Consider the following 17,432-nt stretch of genomic DNA (forward strand, 5'->3'; position numbering starts at 1 on the left):
CTTCACTTCCCGGATATTCCCCTGCAACGCCGACAGCTCAATGGTTTTCGTGTAAAATCATCTGATCTGAATGTTCAAATGAAACTGAGTCTCTGCAATTGGCGTGAAATCAGGCAGTTCCTGAGTCTGGAAGATGTTTGGTGGTATTCGTAGTTTAGGTCTATGAAAAAATGCAAAAGTTGAATTGTGCCGGAAAAACTCTAACCTTTGACCGAACGCTGGTCATGGGAGTATTAAATATTACCCCCGACTCCTTTTATGAAAGCAGTCGTTATCAGAATCTTGATCAGGTGCTGAGTATTGCTGAACTCATGGTTCGGGATGGTGTGGATATTCTCGATGTGGGTGGTGAATCCACAAGACCAGGAGCAAACGGGGCAGTCACCTGTGAGCAGGAGCTTGAAAGGGTAATGCCGGTTCTGGAGGCTTTGAGAAAGAACTTTGATCAGGTCATCTCTGTGGATACCAGCTCGGCCCTGGTTATTTCGGAAACCAGCAAAGCCGGTGCCGGAATGATTAATGATGTGCGTGCCCTGCTCAGGCCGGGAGCTCTGGAGGCGGCAGCTGCCACCGATCTTCCCGTTGTGCTGATGCACTCACTGGTTGAACAGCCCGGGCCGGGTTTTGTGCCTCATTACGATGATGTGACGGGTGTAGTCAATGACTACCTGCTTGATCGTGTCAGGGTCTGCGAAGCAGCAGGTATTGCAAGGGACCGACTGATTCTTGACCCGGGATTCGGGGGCGGTATGTTTGGAAAAACGCCTGCCTATGATCTGCAGTTGCTAAAACATTTGGATCGTGTGCTTGATCTTAACTTTCCGGTTCTGGCTGGTATGTCCAGAAAGTCATTTATTGGTGCTGTGCTGAATAAGCCTGCGGAGCAGAGGTTGAGTGCCAGTCTCGCTGTCGCCACTCTGGCTGCTCAGGCTGGAGCTCAGATCATTCGAGTTCATGATGTCGCTGAAACGGTTGATGCTGTTCGCATGGTGGACGCCGTCAGGAACGCTTGAGGTGGTTTAATCGCCTGCTCTAATGGGCAGGCATTGGCTGATGCTGTTTTCTTCTTCTCTTTCTTTAATGGCGCTTGCTGTTAGTACGGGTGCGAAGAGTTTTGTCATTTGTAAGACAATCATTGCTATTAAGTCTGTATGACAGACATGTCATAATTTAAGACATATCTTCAGTATTTTATGTTCTGCCCCGCTATTCAGGTGAGTTAGGACATCTTCTGTTATTACCTGTCACTCCTTTTTGTCTATTCATTTGAGAGTGCTGTCTGGCAGCAGATTCAGGCATCAGGTTATTGAATAAGGGTTGCTTTATGGGTCGCAAATTTTTCGGCACCGATGGTATTCGTGGCAAGGTGGGTGAGTTTCCCATTACCCCGGATTTTGTTCTCAAGCTAGGCTGGGCTGCGGGTAAGGTGCTGGCTGCAGAGGGTGAAGGTAAAGTCGTTATTGGTAAAGATACCCGTATCTCCGGCTATATGTTTGAGTCTGCCCTGGAGGCAGGCCTGTCTGCGGCAGGTATTGATGTGTGTTTGACCGGTCCTATGCCGACACCGGCTATCGCCTATCTGACCCGTACTTTTAATGGTCAGGCCGGAATTGTCATTAGTGCCTCTCATAACCCTTTTTACGACAATGGTATCAAGTTCTTTTCTGGTAATGGCAGCAAGTTGCCGGACGATGTTGAAGCAAAAATCGAAGCTCTGATGGAAGGTGAGATTGAGGTCGTTGACTCCAATGGGTTGGGTAAGGTGACCAGACTGGATGATGCTTCCGGCCGCTATATCGAATATTGTAAAGCCAGTACTGCTTACCCTCTTGACCTGCGTGGTATGAATATTGTGATTGATGCCGGTCATGGCGCTACCTATCAGGTGGGTCCTGCAGTTTTCAGAGAGTTGGGTGCTAATGTCCATGCCATTGGAATTAACCCGAACGGTCTGAATATCAATGAATGTTGTGGTTCTACTCAGCCTGATAAGCTGGCTGAAATCGTCATAGAGCGTGGAGCCGATATGGGTATCGCCTTTGATGGTGATGGTGATCGCGTCATCATGGTGGATGACAATGGTGAGATTGTTGATGGTGATGAGTTACTGTTTGCTATCGCTCTGGATCGTCGTCAACATAATGAGCTGAAGGGCGGCGTGGTTGGGACTCTGATGACTAATCTGGGAATGGAAAAAGCTCTGGAAGCCAGAGGTATTCCCTTTGCCCGGGCCAGGGTCGGTGATCGTTATGTCAATGAGTTGCTGCTGAAACATGATTGGCAGCTTGGTGGTGAATCATCAGGTCATATCATTTGTAAAGATGTATCCACCACCGGTGATGGTATTGTCTCTGCGCTCCAGGTTCTTAAAGCTGTTGTTCGTTCAGGTAAGAAAATGTCTGAGCTGCGTGAAGGAATGAGCAAGTATCCGCAGACCATGATTAATGTTCGGGTTAAAGAGAAAAAAGATACTGACAAAGTGCCGGGTATTGTTTCAGCCATACAGGAGTCTGAAGCTGAGCTGGCAGGTCGTGGTCGAGTGCTCTTGAGGCCTTCCGGTACTGAGCCGTTTATCCGTGTCATGGTAGAGGGTGAGAATGCTGAGGAAGTGCGTGCTCACACTGAAAGACTGGCTAAGGTGGTTGAGCAGGAAATGTCCTGATTCTCGCTTCTATGGACTGGCTGGTTGATTTTCGGTCAGTCCTTCTGCTGTTGTAGATATTCATTATTGAGCCAGATCAGTTTTAGGCGAACTCTTCCTTCTCTGAATGGCTTTCCTTAGGTAGGATACAAAACTAACGTGTCAAATTTTTACAGGTCAGTGTGCCTGGACTTGACAGCCGTTGCTCGACAGAAATAGCCGTGAACAGATAAGCCATTTTTACCGCTCTGTGCGATGAAGATTTATTTGCGGAAAAGAAATATAAAAATATTTTACAGGAAAAATATCATGCGTTTTGTCGCTGCCCTCCTAATGCTGATCCTGCCTGCGCTCTCTCCTGCTCAGAACTACTCCATTGGTACTGGTGGTCAAAGTGGTATTTATTATCCGCTGGGTGGTGCGCTGGCAAAGGTATGGTCTGATAAGATGGATGGGATCAATGTAAAAGCAGAAGTCACCGCTGCTTCTGTTGAAAATACCATCAAGGTTGTTCGTGGTGATATGCTGGCTGGCATTGCCATGGGGAATGTTGTTTTGGATGCTTACAAAGGTGAGGGCAAGTTTCCCGGTAAGATGCCGGTCAAGGTACTGTTTGCCCTCTATCCAAATCTGGTACATGCCTTGACGCTTCAAAACTCAGGCATTACCCAACTGTCTGAGCTTAAAGGCAAGCGGGTTTCTCTGGGTGCGCCGGGTTCCGGCACCGCTGTGACCTCTGCGGCACTTCTGAAAAGCATGGGTATTGATCCCGCGAAAGATATTCGTGCTGTTTACCTGAATTACTCTGAAACCACCAATGCTCTGGCCAATGGTCAGGTTGATGCTGGCTTCATTGTTGGTGGTCAGGGAGTGGGTGCCGTGACTCAGGTGGCTCTGACTCAAAAGATTCGTATCCTGCCAGTTTCTGAAAAAGAGCGTGAGAAGTTCATTACTGAAAACCCCGCTTACAGCAGCTACACCATTCCGGGTAATGTATACAACGGCGTACGTCAGGTTGATACCCTGAGTATCTGGAACGTATTGGTCGTCCGTGCTGATATGTCTGATGACATGGCCTTCAGCCTGACTAAAGCAGCTTTTGAAAACATGGGTGATGTTCGCAAGGTGGTTAAAGTTGCCGAAGCCATTACCAGAGCCAATGCTAATCGCCTGTCCGGTGTGCCTCTTCATCCGGGTGCTGAAAAATACCTGAATTCCATCAACTGAGTTTTCAGGTGGCTGAATGAATAAAGTCGTGATCAAAACGTCGGGCTGTCTGGTACTTGTCTTTGCAGTGCTTCTGTCCATGTTTCAGATCTGGCAGGGAATGACCTCGACGATTTCTGCCACCTATTTCAGGCCGGTTCATCTTGCTTGGGTCATGGTGCTGATATTTCTTCATTACCCTTTGTTGAAAAATGAAAAGAGTCGTTTTTTTGTGCCAGTAAGGCTGTTTGATTTGATTCTGGCAGTAGCCACTGTGGTGGCAGGTTTTCGAATCATTAACTTTGATTACAACGATATTAACTATCTCTTGTATGGTCTTTCCGATTATGACCTCTATGCTGGTGTCGTCTATGTGGTGCTGATGATGGAGGCCTGTCGTCGGGCTGTAGGCTGGGTAATGGTGTTCATAGCATTATTGTTCCTGGTTTATAGCGGCTTTGGGGATATGCTGCCAGGTGCGCTGGCAACCAAGAGTTACAGCATTCAGGAATGGGTGCAGTTTCAGATCTTCTCAAGTAATGGTGTGTTTGGTTCTGCGCTGGGTATTGCGGCAACCACTGTCTTTATTTTTGTTTTGTTTGGAGCCTTTCTTGAGGTAACGGGCGCAGGCAAGTTCTTTATTGATCTGGCTTTTGCTATTGCCGGTAAATATCGGGGAGGACCAGCCAAGGCTGCTGTCATAGCTTCTGCTGGCCTGGGTTCTATTTCCGGATCTGCCATTGCCAATACGGTGACCACTGGTTCCATCACCATACCGATGATGAAAAAGCTGGGTTATAAGCCTGAACAGGCTGCAGGTATTGAAGCTGCTGCATCGACCGGTGGGCAAATCATGCCACCTATTATGGGGGCCGGTGCTTTTGTCATGGCGCAGTTTACCGGAGTGCCGTATAGCGACATCATGATTGCGTCCATTGCGCCCGCGCTGCTCTACTTCTTCTGTACGCTATTGTACGTCCATATCATGGCTTGCAAGCTGGAATTGCCAACGGTCAATCGAACACAAGCGCTATGGAGTGTCATGAAGCAGGGTGCTCACTTCCTTATTCCTTTGGTTTTGATTACCGCTCTGTTGATGGTCGGGTACTCACCTCTCCTGGTAGGGGTGGCAGGCTGTGCGGCTATTCTGGCGGCGGCGGCATTAAGAAGTCATAGTCGCATAGGTCTCAGAAAAATCATTGAAGGACTTAAGTCGGGTGCGCTTCTGGCATTGCCAATCTCTGCAGCCTGCGCGGCAGCCGGGATCATTGTCGGTGTAGTGGGGCAGACCGGTATTGGGCTGCAGTTTACGCAGTTCGTCACGGCGCTTTCCGGCGGATATATGTTTACCGCACTCATTCTGATCAGCCTTGTCGCGCTGGTGCTTGGGATGGGTTTGCCTGTTACCGCTGCTTATATAGTGCTTGCTGTAATGGCTGTGCCATTATTGGGGGATTTTGGATTGCCTTTGCTGACGTCCCATCTAATTGTTTTCTGGCTGTCACAGACTTCCAATGTAACGCCTCCAATTGCACTGGCTGCTTTTGCCGGAGCGGGTGTCGCAAATGCCAGTCCTGTTAAGTCTTCAGTAGAAGCATTTAAATTGGCGGCGGGCTTGTTCTTGATTCCCATTATGATGGCCTATAGCGGTTTGATTAATACCGAGGGGGATTTTGCCGGGCTGATTATGGCTGTTGCCCAGACTATAGCCATCATCATTGCCATGGCAGTTGCTGTCGAAGGTTATCTGATTCAGGGGTTAAGTTTGCTGGAAAGAGGGTTGGCTTTCATCAGCTTGCCAGTTCTCTTGTTTAATCCTGCTGATTTTGGCTTTTTGGGTATCTTAATCGTACTGTTGCTGCTGTTTATGCAGCGGCGAGGAAAGGCGTGATCAATGGAGCACTCTGAGGCGAGTTAAGAAGTGTGCACCGGGTTCGCTCCCAATCGTAAGGAGTTTTTCAGTACTTTAATATCAAATAACCGTTCTACAAGGCCATTTTCATGACGGCCTTGAATGAACAGAAATGATTGTCTGTTCGCTTGATTGATCGTAGTTTATTGTTTTTATCAGGTAGTAGAAAATTACCAGCAAAAGATGTCAGCGCAGTTGTATAATAATGGCGCCTGGGTTAGTATTCCGACCTCGCGAATGTTGAGGTGAGCGGTATGCGCCAGCCACTAGTTGCCGGTAATTGGAAAATGAACGGATCTCTTGAAGAGAATCGTGAATTGCTGGGTAAGCTTGCTTCCGGTCTGTATACTAATGCTGAAGTGTTGGTTTGTCCTCCTTCGGTATACGCTCAAAATATTTGCGAGCAGTTGGCTGGTAGTGCCATTAAAGTTGGATTGCAGAATGTGTCTGACAAAACTTATGGCGCTTATACCGGCGAGGTTTCGCCTCTGATGGTTAAAGATCTCGGCATTGAATACGTGATCATTGGTCATTCTGAGCGTCGCTCTCTGTTTGGGGAGGGGGATGAGGAAGTTGCTGCGAAATTCTGTGCTCTGACAGATCAGGGTTTAGTACCTATTCTTTGCGTGGGTGAAACTCTGGAAGAGCGAGAGGCTGGCGACACCATGAAGGTGGTGACGGCTCAGGTTGAAGCTGTGCTGCGGACTGCTGGTCCGGAGCGTTTGGCAAATTTTGTGATCGCTTATGAGCCCGTATGGGCTATTGGAACCGGACTGACTGCAACGCCTGAGCAGGCGCAGGAAGTGCATGCCGTGATTCGTGGCTTGCTGGCATTACAGGATCAGGCTATGGCTGACAGAACTCGTATTCTGTATGGTGGTAGCATGAAAGCAGCTAACGCTGCAGACCTGATTGCTTTGCCGGATGTTGACGGCGGTCTTGTGGGGGGAGCCTCATTGGTTGCTGAAGAGTTCCAGGCGATCTGTCGCGCTGCAGGATAGTGATGGAAACCATAGTTCTTATTGTTCATGTTCTTGCTTCTGCTGCCGTAATCGGGCTGATTTTGTTGCAGCAGGGGAAGGGTGCGGAAGCCGGTGCCAGTTTTGGTTCCGGTGCGTCACAGACGGTGTTTGGTAGTCAGGGTACCGGCAACTTTATGAGTCGCACGACAGCGATTCTGGCGACAGTATTTTTTGTGACCAGTTTTGCTCTGGCAATGGTGGCCAGGCAAAAGGCAGACAGTATCAGTGATGCAGGTGTGCCAACTGTAGTTGTAGAAGAGTCCGTTCCGGCCGGTGATGCGCCGATCGCACCAGAAGCAGCTTCAGAAAAGAGTATCGAGAGCGATGCTCCTGTGATAGAATCACAACCCGTCGAGAGTGACGAGCAGAATAAAGAGCTGTCTCTGCCTCCAGTCCAGTAAGGGCTAGCTTTAAGCAGGATGTAGTGGTGGTGTTTGCCCAGGTGGTGGAATTGGTAGACACGCCGTCTTGAGGGGGCGGTGGCCTAGCGGCCGTGCGGGTTCAAGTCCCGCCCTGGGCACCAAATTGCCATTAACTTTTTTGGTAAATGGAAGAAAAGAATTTGGTATATCGTTGTAACGTTTAAATGACGTATCTACAGTTATGGCTTGTGAAGCAAGTTTTTAGCTGGCAGTATACTAATAGGTTTGATGCGGGGTGGAGCAGCCTGGTAGCTCGTCGGGCTCATAACCCGAAGGTCGTCAGTTCGAATCTGGCCCCCGCTACCAAATAATTAAACCCCATTATGGGGTTTTTTGTTAGGTGCGTCAGAGTCTTTTTGGGCTTGAGATGTTGCCCCATTGAGATTCTGGTAGTTTGTTGAATTCATGCTCAATGGTGTGTGTCTTTGGCAAGCTCCTTAGTTGCGTCCAGCTGGAAGACTGGGTGCATAGAAGAGACAGGGCTTTTAAGCCCTTTTTTTGTTTTTGCAGACAGGTGTTTCCATCGTGGCAGGCAAGCAGTCGCAAGTGGAGGCATTGATTGGGCCCGTGGTTGAATCCCTTGGCTACCAGCTTTGGGGGATTGAGTTCAAATCCCAGGGTAAGCAATCCATGCTTCGCATTTATATTGATTCCCTTGATAAGGAAAAGGGAATCCAGCTGGATGACTGTGAAGTCGTCAGTCGCCAGCTGAGTGGGGTTCTCGATGTGGAAGATCCCATTACGGAGGAATATACCCTTGAAGTCTCATCGCCCGGAGTGGACAGGCGGTTGTTTACGCTTGAGCACTACGTGGCTTGGGCGGGAGCTGAGGTCAATGTCCGATTGAGGGTGCCTTTTGAGGGGCGGCGCAGGTACAGAGGCGTTGTAAAAGGGGTAGAAGACCAGGACGTGGTGTTAGTGGTTGATGATCATGAACTGCTTCTTCCCATAGAGAGCATAGACAAGGCTCAGGTGATACCGAGATTCGACTAACTTCAGGCTCATAACTGGTAATAACCAGATAAAAGATTGAGTAAAAGGTTCAGGCCGGGTTGCTAGCCGTTGTCTGCAATAAGAAGTTGATGACAGGCGAGGGTCTTCCCGGTTAACGGCCAGGGAAGTGTTGGCAAAGGCATGGACTGGTTCAGCATAGGCGAGGCAGAGCATGAGTAAAGAAATTCTGTTGGTCGTTGAGTCCGTTTCCAACGAGAAGGGCGTTCCACCCGAAGTGATCTTCGAGGCGATGGAGATCGCTCTGGCAACTGCGACCAAAAAGCGTTACGAAACAGAAGTGGATATCCGGGTAGCGATTGACCGCAGTAGTGGTGAATACGATACCTACCGTCGTTGGAGCGTGGTTGCGGACGAAGATTTCGAGTTTCCGGGCATGCACTTTACCCTGGATGAGGGTAAGGAGAAGGACGAGTCTCTGGAGATCGGTGGTGTCTGGGAAGAGCAGGTTGAGTCTGTCGCATTTGGACGGATTGCAGCCCAGACCGCCAAGCAGGTTATCGTTCAGAAGGTGCGCGAAGCCGAGCGCGCACAAATGGTTGAACAATACAGTGACAAGCTGGGCGATCTGATTAATGGAACCGTAAAGAAAACGACTCGTGACAGTATTATTGTTGACCTTGGCAACAATGCTGAAGCAGTCATGCGCAAGGACAGCATACTGCCTCGTGAGAACTTTCGTATGGGGAGCCATGTGAGGGCTTTGTTGAGTGAAATTTCCACGGAAGGTCGTGGGCCGCAGCTGATGCTGTCCCGAACTGCGCCTGAAATGCTGATTGAATTGTTCCGCATTGAAGTGCCGGAAATTGCTGAGGAGGTTCTGGAGATCAGGGCGGCTGCCCGTGATCCGGGCTCAAGGGCAAAAATTGCCGTCAAGACCAATGATGGACGCATAGATCCGGTAGGTGCCTGCGTAGGTATGCGCGGTGCTCGTGTACAGGCGGTATCCGGCGAGTTGGGTAATGAGCGTATCGACATTGTTCTGTTCGACGAAAACCCTGTCCAGTATGTGATCAATGCCATGCAGCCTGCAGAGGTTGCTTCCATCATCGTTGACGAAGACTCCGGAACTATGGATATCGCAGTCAGCGAAGATAATCTGGCTCAGGCCATTGGTCGTAGTGGTCAGAATGTTCGACTGGCCAGTGAGCTGACTGGCTGGAAATTGAACGTTATGACAGAAGCTGAAGCCGCTGCCAAGCAGGAAAAGGAAGCGGACAAGTTTAAACAGAGTTTCATTGATCTGCTCGATATCGATGAAGAACTGGCTCAGCTGCTGGTCGACGAAGGGTTCACTACGGTTGAAGAGATTGCCTATGTTCCTCTGGAAGAGATGGTGGCAATTGAAGGCATGGATGAAGAAATCGTGGAGGAGCTTCGCACTCGTGCGAAAGACAAGCTGTTGACTCAGGCTATCGCTCGAGAAGAAAAGTTAGATGGCGCACAGCCGGCTGAAGACCTTTTGGCTATGGATGGTATGGATGAGGAGCTGGCGCTGGAGCTGGCCAGTCTGGGTGTCATTACTATGGAAGATCTGGCGGAGCAGTCCATTGACGACCTTCTCGAAATTGAAGGTATGGACGAAACGCGTGCGGGTGAATTGATTATGACGGCGCGTGCTCCCTGGTTCGAGGAAGCTGGTAACTGAGCGGGCCACTGAGAGGAGAAGTGTTAATGGCAGAAGTAACCGTAGAACAACTCGCGAAGGTGGTCGGCGCTCCGGTCGAAAGGTTGCTGCAGCAGATGCAGGATGCGGGCCTGAAGCAAACCAAGGCTTCAGAAGCTGTGTCGGATGCAGAAAAGAAGCAGTTGCTGGCTCATCTGAAAAGCATTCACGGTGATCACACGGGTACGGCTGAACCTACCAAGATCACCCTTAAGCGCAAAACTGTCAGTCAGATGAAAGTATCTGGCGGTGGTGGCGCTGGTAAGAAAAAAGTTGTAAACGTAGAAGTTCGCAAGAAGCGCACCTACGTCAAGAACGAAAAAGCGGAAGAGCAGAAACCCGAAGAAAAGCGGGCTCGTGGTGACTCACGTCGTGATGGTGACCGTCCTCAGCGTCGCGATGGAGATCGTTCCCAGCAGCGTCGTGACGGCGATCGTCCCCCGCGTCGTGAAGGCGATCGTCCCCAGCAGCGTCGCGATGGTGATCGTCCGCCACGTCGTGAAGGAGACCGTCCGGCTCGTCATGGTGATCGTCCACCACGTCGTGATGGTGATCGTCCGGTTCGTCGTGATGGCCCGTCTGCTCCAAGCTTTGATCCAGCCGCTGCGCCAATGCCGACTCCGGAAGGTGATAAGCGCGGCCGTAACCGCAAAGGCAAAGATCGCCGTGATGAGCCCCGTGAAGAACGCGGTCGTCGTGGTGAGAAGCGTGGCGGACGCAACGCAGGTCGTAAAGATGATCGTCGTGGCGGCCGTAAGGCAGCCCGCACAATTACGCCTGAATCCATGGCAGCTCACGGCTTCACCAAGCCAACCGCTCCGGTAATACGCGAAGTCTCTATTCCTGAGACCATCACTGTTGCTGAGCTGGCGCAAAAAATGGCTGTCAAGGCTGCTGACGTCATCAAGGCGATGTTCAAAATGGGTTCCATGGTGACCATCAATCAGGTGATTGACCAGGATACTGCATCCATCGTAGTTGAAGAGATGGGTCACACCTTCAAACTGGTCAAGGCTGACAGCATTGAAGACTCTCTGACTGAAGATCAGGAAGATGGCGTAACCGATTTTGAGGAGAAACCTCGTGCGCCGGTTGTGACAGTAATGGGTCACGTTGACCACGGTAAGACCTCTTTGCTGGACTACATCCGCAAGAGTCGTGTGCAAGCAGGCGAGGCCGGTGGTATCACCCAGCACATTGGTGCTTACCACGTAGATACCCCGCGCGGTATGGTTTCTTTCCTGGATACTCCCGGGCACGCGGCCTTTACCGCCATGCGTGCTCGTGGTGCCAAGGCAACAGATATCGTCATTCTGGTGGTTGCGGCTGATGATGGTGTTATGCCTCAGACCGAAGAAGCGGTTCAGCACGCCAAGGCTGCTGGTGTTCCAGTCGTTGTTGCTGTGAATAAGATCGACAAGGAAGCTGCAGATCCTGATCGTGTGAAAAACGAACTGGCTGCAAGAGAAGTGATTCCTGAGGAGTGGGGTGGTGATACTCAGTTTATTCATGTGTCAGCTCTGACCGGGCAGGGAATTGATGAGCTCCTGGAAGCATTACTTCTTCAGGCTGAAGTTCTTGAGCTGTCTGCCGCAGACAAAGGTCCAGCTAAAGGCGTGGTGGTTGAATCCCGTCTGGATAAAGGTCGTGGCCCTGTCGCAACAGTTCTGGTTCAGTCCGGCAACCTGCAGCAGGGTGACAACATCCTGGTAGGTCAGCAATACGGCCGTGTTCGTGCGATGCTGGACGAAGACGGTAAGGCGATCAAAGATGCAGGCCCTTCCATTCCGGTTGAAATTCTGGGTCTGGACGGTACTCCTGATGCTGGTGATGAGCTGATTGTGGTTAAGGATGAGCGCAAGGCTCGTGAAATCGCACTGTTCCGTCAGGGTAAATACCGTGAAGTCAAACTGGCTCGTCAGCAGGCTTCCAAACTGGAAAATATCTTCTCCAGCATGGGCTCTGAAGAGAAGAAGACCCTTAATATCGTTCTGAAGGCAGATGTCCGGGGCTCTCTGGAGGCTCTGACTACTTCTCTGGAAGAGCAGGGTAACGACGAAGTTCAAGTTAAGGTTATTTCTGGTGGCGTAGGTGGTATCACTGAAACCGATGCTAACCTGGCTATGGCTTCCAATGCCGTTATCGTTGGTTTTAACGTTCGTGCTGATGCTTCTGCCCGTAAGGTGATTGAGGCAGAAGAACTGGATCTGCGCTACTACAGTGTCATCTATGACATCATTGACGATGTTAAGAAGGCTCTGGGCGGTATGCTGGGATCCGATACCCGTGAGCAGATTGTGGGCACTGCAGAAGTACGTGACGTTTTCCGTTCACCGAAGTTCGGGGCGGTGGCTGGCTGTATGGTTGTTGAAGGTATTGTTTACCGAAACGACCGTATTCGTGTACTGCGTGACAACGTGGTGATCTTTGAAGGCGAGTTGGAATCCTTGCGTCGCTTCAAGGATGACGTACAGGAAGTTCGCGAAGGTATGGAGTGTGGTATTGCGGTCAAGTCGTACAACGACGTGAAGCCAGGCGATAAGATCGAAGTTTACAAGACTGTTGAAGTCAAGCGTACTCTTTAATCAGGTTCGGCCGATCTGCTCATACTCGGTCGGTTGCCAAAGAAAGAAGCCCGCAGCAAAGACTGCGGGCTTTCTCATATCAGCAGGTTTTAATCCCCAATGGCTAAAGAATACAGTCGAACTCAGCGGGTAGCGGACCAGATTCAGAAAGAATTGGCCCAGCTGATCCAGCTGGAGATGAAAGACCCTCGTTTAGGTATGGTAACCGTCAGCGCGGTAGAAGTGTCCCGCGATCTGGCCTTTGCCGATGTTTTTGTTTCTTTTCTGGGCATAGACGACCAAGAGGGCGTCAGCAACCAGAAAAGTGTTGATGAGAACCTGGAGGTTATGCAGAGTGCTGCCGGTTTCCTCCGCAGCGAGCTGGCCCGTTCCATCAAGTTGCGTATCATTCCCCAGTTGCGTTTTCATTATGACAACAGTCTGAGGCGTGGTGCGTATATGAGTGAGTTGATTGCAAAAGCTCGTTCTGGTGACAGTGATCATCAGGGTGAGTCTGAGGAGTAATTGATGTCTAAACGCAGACGTAGCCGTGGCCGCAGGGTGGACGGTATTGTTGTTGTGAATAAGCCTAAGGGTGTCAGTTCCAATGACGTTCTGCAACGTGTCAAGCGGCTTTATGGTGCAGCCAAAGCTGGCCATACCGGGAGTCTTGATCCTCTGGCTACCGGAGTTTTGCCGGTCTGTCTGGGCGAGGCGACAAAATTTTCACAGTATCTGCTGGAATCGGATAAGTCCTACAGAACTGAAGTCAAGCTGGGTATCCAGACGGAGACCGGTGACCGTGAAGGCGAGATAGTCGAGCAGCGTCCGGTGAATGTTACCCGTTCTGAAGTTGAAGCTATCCTTGATCGCTTCCGTGGTGAGGTTGATCAGATTCCCAGTATGTATTCAGCGCTGAAGCACAATGGTGAACCGCTTTACAAGCTGGCTCGTCAAGGTATTGTTGTTGAGCGTCCGTCACGACGCATCACCATCTATCGTCTTGAGCTGCTGGACTTTGAAGGTGACAGGCTGATCCTTGAAGTGGATTGCTCCAAGGGCACTTATGTTCGTACTCTGGCTGAAGATATTGGTGCAGCTCTGGGGTGTCTCGGGCATGTTGCCGAGCTGCATAGAATGAAGGCAGGCCCATATACTGAACACCAGTCCTACACTTTGGCAGAGCTCGAAGATATTCGCGACGGCGGTGGTCACAAGGCTCTGGATGAACTGCTGCTGCCATTGGATACTTCTGTGAGTGACTGGCCTCAGATTCGTCTGGGGGCAACCAGCAGCTATTACATCAGTCAGGGGCAACCGGTTCAGGTGCCTCAGGCGCCTACCAGTGGTAATGTCCGTATCTATGGTCAGGAAGAGGTTGAGGGCCAGGAAGTGCTTCGATTCCTGGGTATTGGAGAGATTGACGAAGACGGTCGTGTTGCACCCAAGAGACTGATCAGTTCCGGAAACTAAGACAGATTATCTTTCTGCAGTATGGTGGCTTTAACGGACTGGCTTCCGGCTGGAGGTTGATGTTAGAATTCGTCACCTGATTGGCAGCAGGTGCTGCCAAGGCTTAATGGTTGGCTGTAAATATGCACGGTCATACCTGCTTGTTGATGCATATTAAACGGAGTGTAAAGCAATGGCTTTGACTGCTAAAAAGAAAGCAGAAATTATCAAGGAATTCGGTCGTAGTGAAGGCGACAGCGGTAGCCCTGAAGTTCAGGTTGCTCTGCTGACTGCAAACATCGAAGGTTTGCAGGGTCACTTCAAGGCAAACCACAAGGATCACCACTCTCGTCGTGGGCTGATCCGCATGGTAAACCAGCGTCGTAATATGCTGAACTACCTGAAGGGCAAAGACGTTGAGCGTTACCGTTCCCTGATCGAGCGTCTGGGTCTGCGTCGCTAACAGCTATAGCGTTATTGATCCGGAAGGCTGACCGGGAAGAGACTGTCCTACGCGGCAACTGCTCCTGCGTTGCTCTAGCTCCTGCATCCATGCAGTCGTGCGGCGGCAGCAAATTGGTCTGAAAATCCGCTTTTGTTCGTCAAATAGCTCGCTATTCTCCTTACAAAACCGAATTTTCATCCCCAATTTTTCCGTCCTCGCTACGGGCTAGCCCAGGCGGGCAATATTCTCGGTCAGCCTCCCAGACGTAGTAGCATGCTTTGAGTTGAAATTTTGTGTTCAACTCAGGGTTAGACAGAAGTGGATTAAACAGCTTCGAACGAATTGCAGCTTCGAAGCCAGTTAATGTGTTTCTGTGTAGTCAAAGCACCGCCGGCTTCCATTGTGAGGCAGGCGGTGTTTTGCTTTGTCGGTCATAAGAAAAATCAGCCTGTTGCAGAAGAGCAGCAAGGTATTGCAGTCAGGCTGTGAAATCTTTACTGCAATACAGTGTATAATAAAGTTTTAGCTTTTCTTGTGGTTAAAAGAACCATAAAGACGACATTGTTTTTAAGGTTTTAAAGAGCGGGATCTCCGCTCTCTTAAGTATCTTGTTAGGTACTTATTTGTCAGCACCCTGGTTGTCAGTAGAGGGTGCAATTCCAAGTCTGTCTGGGTAGGCAGGGTCTTTAGGTTATCCAGAGGGTTTTGAATTGCATCTGTCACACCACTATGACCGGGTACTGTATTCGTTTGTTCACACTTAATAGGAAAACGTTGTGAATCCGGTAATTAAAACATTTCAGTTCGGTGACCAGACCATCACTCTGGAAACCGGTCGTGTTGCTCGTCAGGCTTCGGGTGCTGTCCTGGCCAAGATGGGCGATATTGCTATTCTGGCAACTGTTGTCGGAGCCCGACAGGCGAATGAAGGTCAGGATTTCTTCCCGCTCTCCGTTCACTATCAAGAAAAAACATACGCTGCCGGTAAAATTCCGGGTGGCTTCCTGAAGCGCGAATCCCGTCCAAGTGAGAAAGAAACTCTGACTTCTCGTTTGATCGACCGTCCTATTCGTCCTCTGTTCCCTAAAGGTTTCATGAACGAAGTACAGGTTGTCTGTACAGTCATGTCCACTGATAAGAAGAATGATCCGGACATTCTGGCCATGGTAGCGACCTCTGCAGCCCTGGCTGTTTCCGGTATTCCTTTCGATGGTCCGATCGGTGCTGCCCGTGTTGGTTTCAACGAAGAGAAAGGTTATCTGCTAAACCCAAGCTATGAAGAACTAAAGACTTCCGAGTTGGACATGGTGGTAGCGGGTACTAACGACGCTGTTCTGATGGTTGAATCTGAAGCTCAGGAACTGACAGAAGACGAGATGCTGGGAGCGGTTCTGTTTGCCCACCAGGAATACCAGACCGTCATCCAGGCCGTTAAGGAGCTGGCTGCAGAGGCTGGCAAGGCTCGCTGGGAGTGGGAAGCGCCAGCTGAGAACATCCAGTTGAAAGAAAAAGTAGCGGCTTTCGAAGGTAAGATGCGTGAAGCTTACCAGATCACCATCAAACAAGATCGTACTGCCGCCGTTAAAACACTGCGTCAGGAAGTGATGGAAGCGATCGCTGAAGACAGTGCGTTCGACGCTTCTGATGTTGAAAAGGCTTTCGGCAAGCTGGAGAAAAATGTTGTACGTGGCAACATTATCAACGGCATGCCTCGTATAGATGGTCGTGACACCAAGACGGTTCGTAACATTGGTGTTGAGATCGGTGTTCTGCAGAAGACTCACGGTTCTTCCCTGTTCACTCGTGGCGAAACTCAGGCTATTGTTACCGCGACACTGGGTACGTCCCGTGACGCTCAGATCGTTGATAATCTGGAAGGGGAAGTCAAAGACCCATTCATGCTGCACTACAACTTTCCATCCTACTCTGTGGGCGAGTGTGGTCGCATGGGGGCGCCTGGACGTCGTGAAATTGGTCACGGTCGTCTGGCTCGTCGTGGTGTTCAGGCGGTTCTGCCGAGTCAGGATGAGTTCCCATACACCATCCGAGTTGTTTCCGAGATCACTGAATCCAACGGCTCCAGCTCTATGGCTTCTGTCTGTGGTTCTTCCCTGGCTCTGATGGATGCAGGTGTTCCTCTGAAAGCGCCAGTTGCCGGTATCGCCATGGGTCTGGTTAAAGAAGGTGATCAGTTCGCTGTTCTGACTGACATACTGGGTGATGAAGACCACCTGGGTGACATGGACTTTAAAGTAGCTGGTACCTCTGAAGGCATCACAGCCCTGCAGATGGATATCAAGATTGCTGGTATTACAGAAGAGATCATGGAGATAGCCCTGGAACAGGCTATGCAGGCTCGCCTGCACATCCTCGGTGAGATGAACAAGGTCATCAGTACTGCCCGTTCAGAATTGAACCCCAATGCGCCTATGACCATGTCTCTGAAAATTGATCCGGACAAGATTCGTGATGTGATCGGTAAGGGCGGTTCCACTATCCGCAGTATCTGCGATAAAACCGGTGCGTCTGTTGATATCGACGACAGTGGTATGGTTCAGATCTTTGCCGAGAACAGTGAAAAAGCCAAAGCTGCCTACGACATGGTTTACGGCATTACTGCTGAAGCCGAGATTGGTAAAATCTATACCGGTGAAGTTACCCGTATTCTGGACTTTGGTGCATTTGTCAGCGTACTGCCTGGTAAAGACGGCCTTGTGCATATCTCTCAAATCGCCAATGAGCGTGTTGAGAATGTGACTGACTACCTGAAAGTTGGTCAGACAGTTGACGTTGTTGTGCTGGATATAGACTCTCGTGGTCGTATAAAACTGAGCATGAAAGAAGTTGAGCGTGCAAGAGAACAGCAAAGCTGATCTTAAACGCGAGGCTTTCTAAAAAAACAGGAGTCAGTGGCTCCTGTTTTGCTATCTCCATACCACACAGCTAAATTCTTGAACCCGCATACTCTGAGCCAGATTTCATAAGAATAAGTTTTTATAAGTCATTTATATTCTATTTATCATTGAAATCAACACTATACTTACCCCCTTATCGAGTGTTACGAACAGGTTTTTAACCTGATTTTGCCGTA

At 50.0% G+C, this 17,432-nt stretch carries 13 protein-coding genes and 2 tRNA genes; all 15 read left to right on the forward strand.

Going from position 1 to position 17,432, the window contains the following annotated elements; all coding sequences use genetic code 11:
• Window positions 1-170 precede the first annotated feature (170 nt).
• The gene (gene folP, locus KBW69_RS09005) at window positions 171-1,013 is read left to right on the forward strand and encodes a dihydropteroate synthase (protein ID WP_257280664.1); all 843 of its coding nucleotides are present in this window, start codon (window positions 171-173) and stop codon (window positions 1,011-1,013) included.
• 311 nt (window positions 1,014-1,324) lie between these two features.
• Window positions 1,325-2,662 (forward strand): phosphoglucosamine mutase, encoded by a 1,338-nt coding sequence (glmM, locus tag KBW69_RS09010; RefSeq protein WP_257254769.1) that lies wholly within the window; start codon window positions 1,325-1,327, stop codon window positions 2,660-2,662.
• A 288-nt stretch (window positions 2,663-2,950) separates the two neighbouring features.
• Entirely contained in the window at window positions 2,951-3,868 is a 918-nt protein-coding gene (locus KBW69_RS09015) for a TAXI family TRAP transporter solute-binding subunit (protein WP_257280665.1), read from the forward strand.
• A 16-nt stretch (window positions 3,869-3,884) separates the two neighbouring features.
• The gene (locus tag KBW69_RS09020; RefSeq protein WP_257254771.1) at window positions 3,885-5,738 is read left to right on the forward strand and encodes a TRAP transporter fused permease subunit; all 1,854 of its coding nucleotides are present in this window, start codon (window positions 3,885-3,887) and stop codon (window positions 5,736-5,738) included.
• Window positions 5,739-6,013: 275 nt separating this feature from the next.
• Window positions 6,014-6,760, forward strand: a complete 747-nt coding sequence (gene tpiA, locus KBW69_RS09025; RefSeq protein ID WP_257280666.1) for a triose-phosphate isomerase — start codon at window positions 6,014-6,016, stop codon at window positions 6,758-6,760.
• A gap of 2 nt (window positions 6,761-6,762) precedes the next feature.
• A complete protein-coding gene (secG, locus tag KBW69_RS09030; protein ID WP_257254773.1) occupies window positions 6,763-7,182 on the forward strand; it encodes a preprotein translocase subunit SecG in 420 nt (139 codons plus the stop codon).
• A 35-nt stretch (window positions 7,183-7,217) separates the two neighbouring features.
• Window positions 7,218-7,304: transfer RNA gene (locus KBW69_RS09035), tRNA-Leu, on the forward strand.
• A gap of 128 nt (window positions 7,305-7,432) precedes the next feature.
• Window positions 7,433-7,509: transfer RNA gene (locus tag KBW69_RS09040), tRNA-Met, on the forward strand.
• A gap of 219 nt (window positions 7,510-7,728) precedes the next feature.
• Window positions 7,729-8,196, forward strand: coding sequence for a ribosome maturation factor RimP (rimP, locus tag KBW69_RS09045; RefSeq protein ID WP_257254779.1), 468 nt, complete (start codon window positions 7,729-7,731; stop codon window positions 8,194-8,196).
• A 172-nt stretch (window positions 8,197-8,368) separates the two neighbouring features.
• Window positions 8,369-9,862, forward strand: coding sequence for a transcription termination factor NusA (nusA, locus tag KBW69_RS09050; RefSeq protein WP_257254774.1), 1,494 nt, complete (start codon window positions 8,369-8,371; stop codon window positions 9,860-9,862).
• A 26-nt stretch (window positions 9,863-9,888) separates the two neighbouring features.
• Window positions 9,889-12,465 (forward strand): translation initiation factor IF-2, encoded by a 2,577-nt coding sequence (infB, locus tag KBW69_RS09055; RefSeq protein ID WP_257254775.1) that lies wholly within the window; start codon window positions 9,889-9,891, stop codon window positions 12,463-12,465.
• 99 nt (window positions 12,466-12,564) lie between these two features.
• On the forward strand, window positions 12,565-12,969 hold the full coding sequence (rbfA, locus tag KBW69_RS09060; protein WP_257254776.1) for a 30S ribosome-binding factor RbfA: 405 nt from the start codon (window positions 12,565-12,567) through the stop codon (window positions 12,967-12,969).
• 3 nt (window positions 12,970-12,972) lie between these two features.
• Complete coding sequence (truB, locus tag KBW69_RS09065; protein ID WP_257254777.1) at window positions 12,973-13,917, forward strand: tRNA pseudouridine(55) synthase TruB; 945 nt, start codon at window positions 12,973-12,975, stop codon at window positions 13,915-13,917.
• A gap of 172 nt (window positions 13,918-14,089) precedes the next feature.
• Window positions 14,090-14,359, forward strand: a complete 270-nt coding sequence (gene rpsO, locus KBW69_RS09070) for a 30S ribosomal protein S15 (RefSeq protein ID WP_257254778.1) — start codon at window positions 14,090-14,092, stop codon at window positions 14,357-14,359.
• 758 nt (window positions 14,360-15,117) lie between these two features.
• Window positions 15,118-17,214, forward strand: a complete 2,097-nt coding sequence (gene pnp / locus KBW69_RS09075; RefSeq protein ID WP_257254623.1) for a polyribonucleotide nucleotidyltransferase — start codon at window positions 15,118-15,120, stop codon at window positions 17,212-17,214.
• The last annotated feature ends 218 nt before the right edge of the window (window positions 17,215-17,432 follow it).

Origin of the sequence: Endozoicomonas sp. ISHI1, assembly GCF_024606225.1 — a bacterium.
In the GTDB taxonomy this organism is placed as follows: Bacteria; Pseudomonadota; Gammaproteobacteria; order Pseudomonadales; family Endozoicomonadaceae; genus Endozoicomonas_A.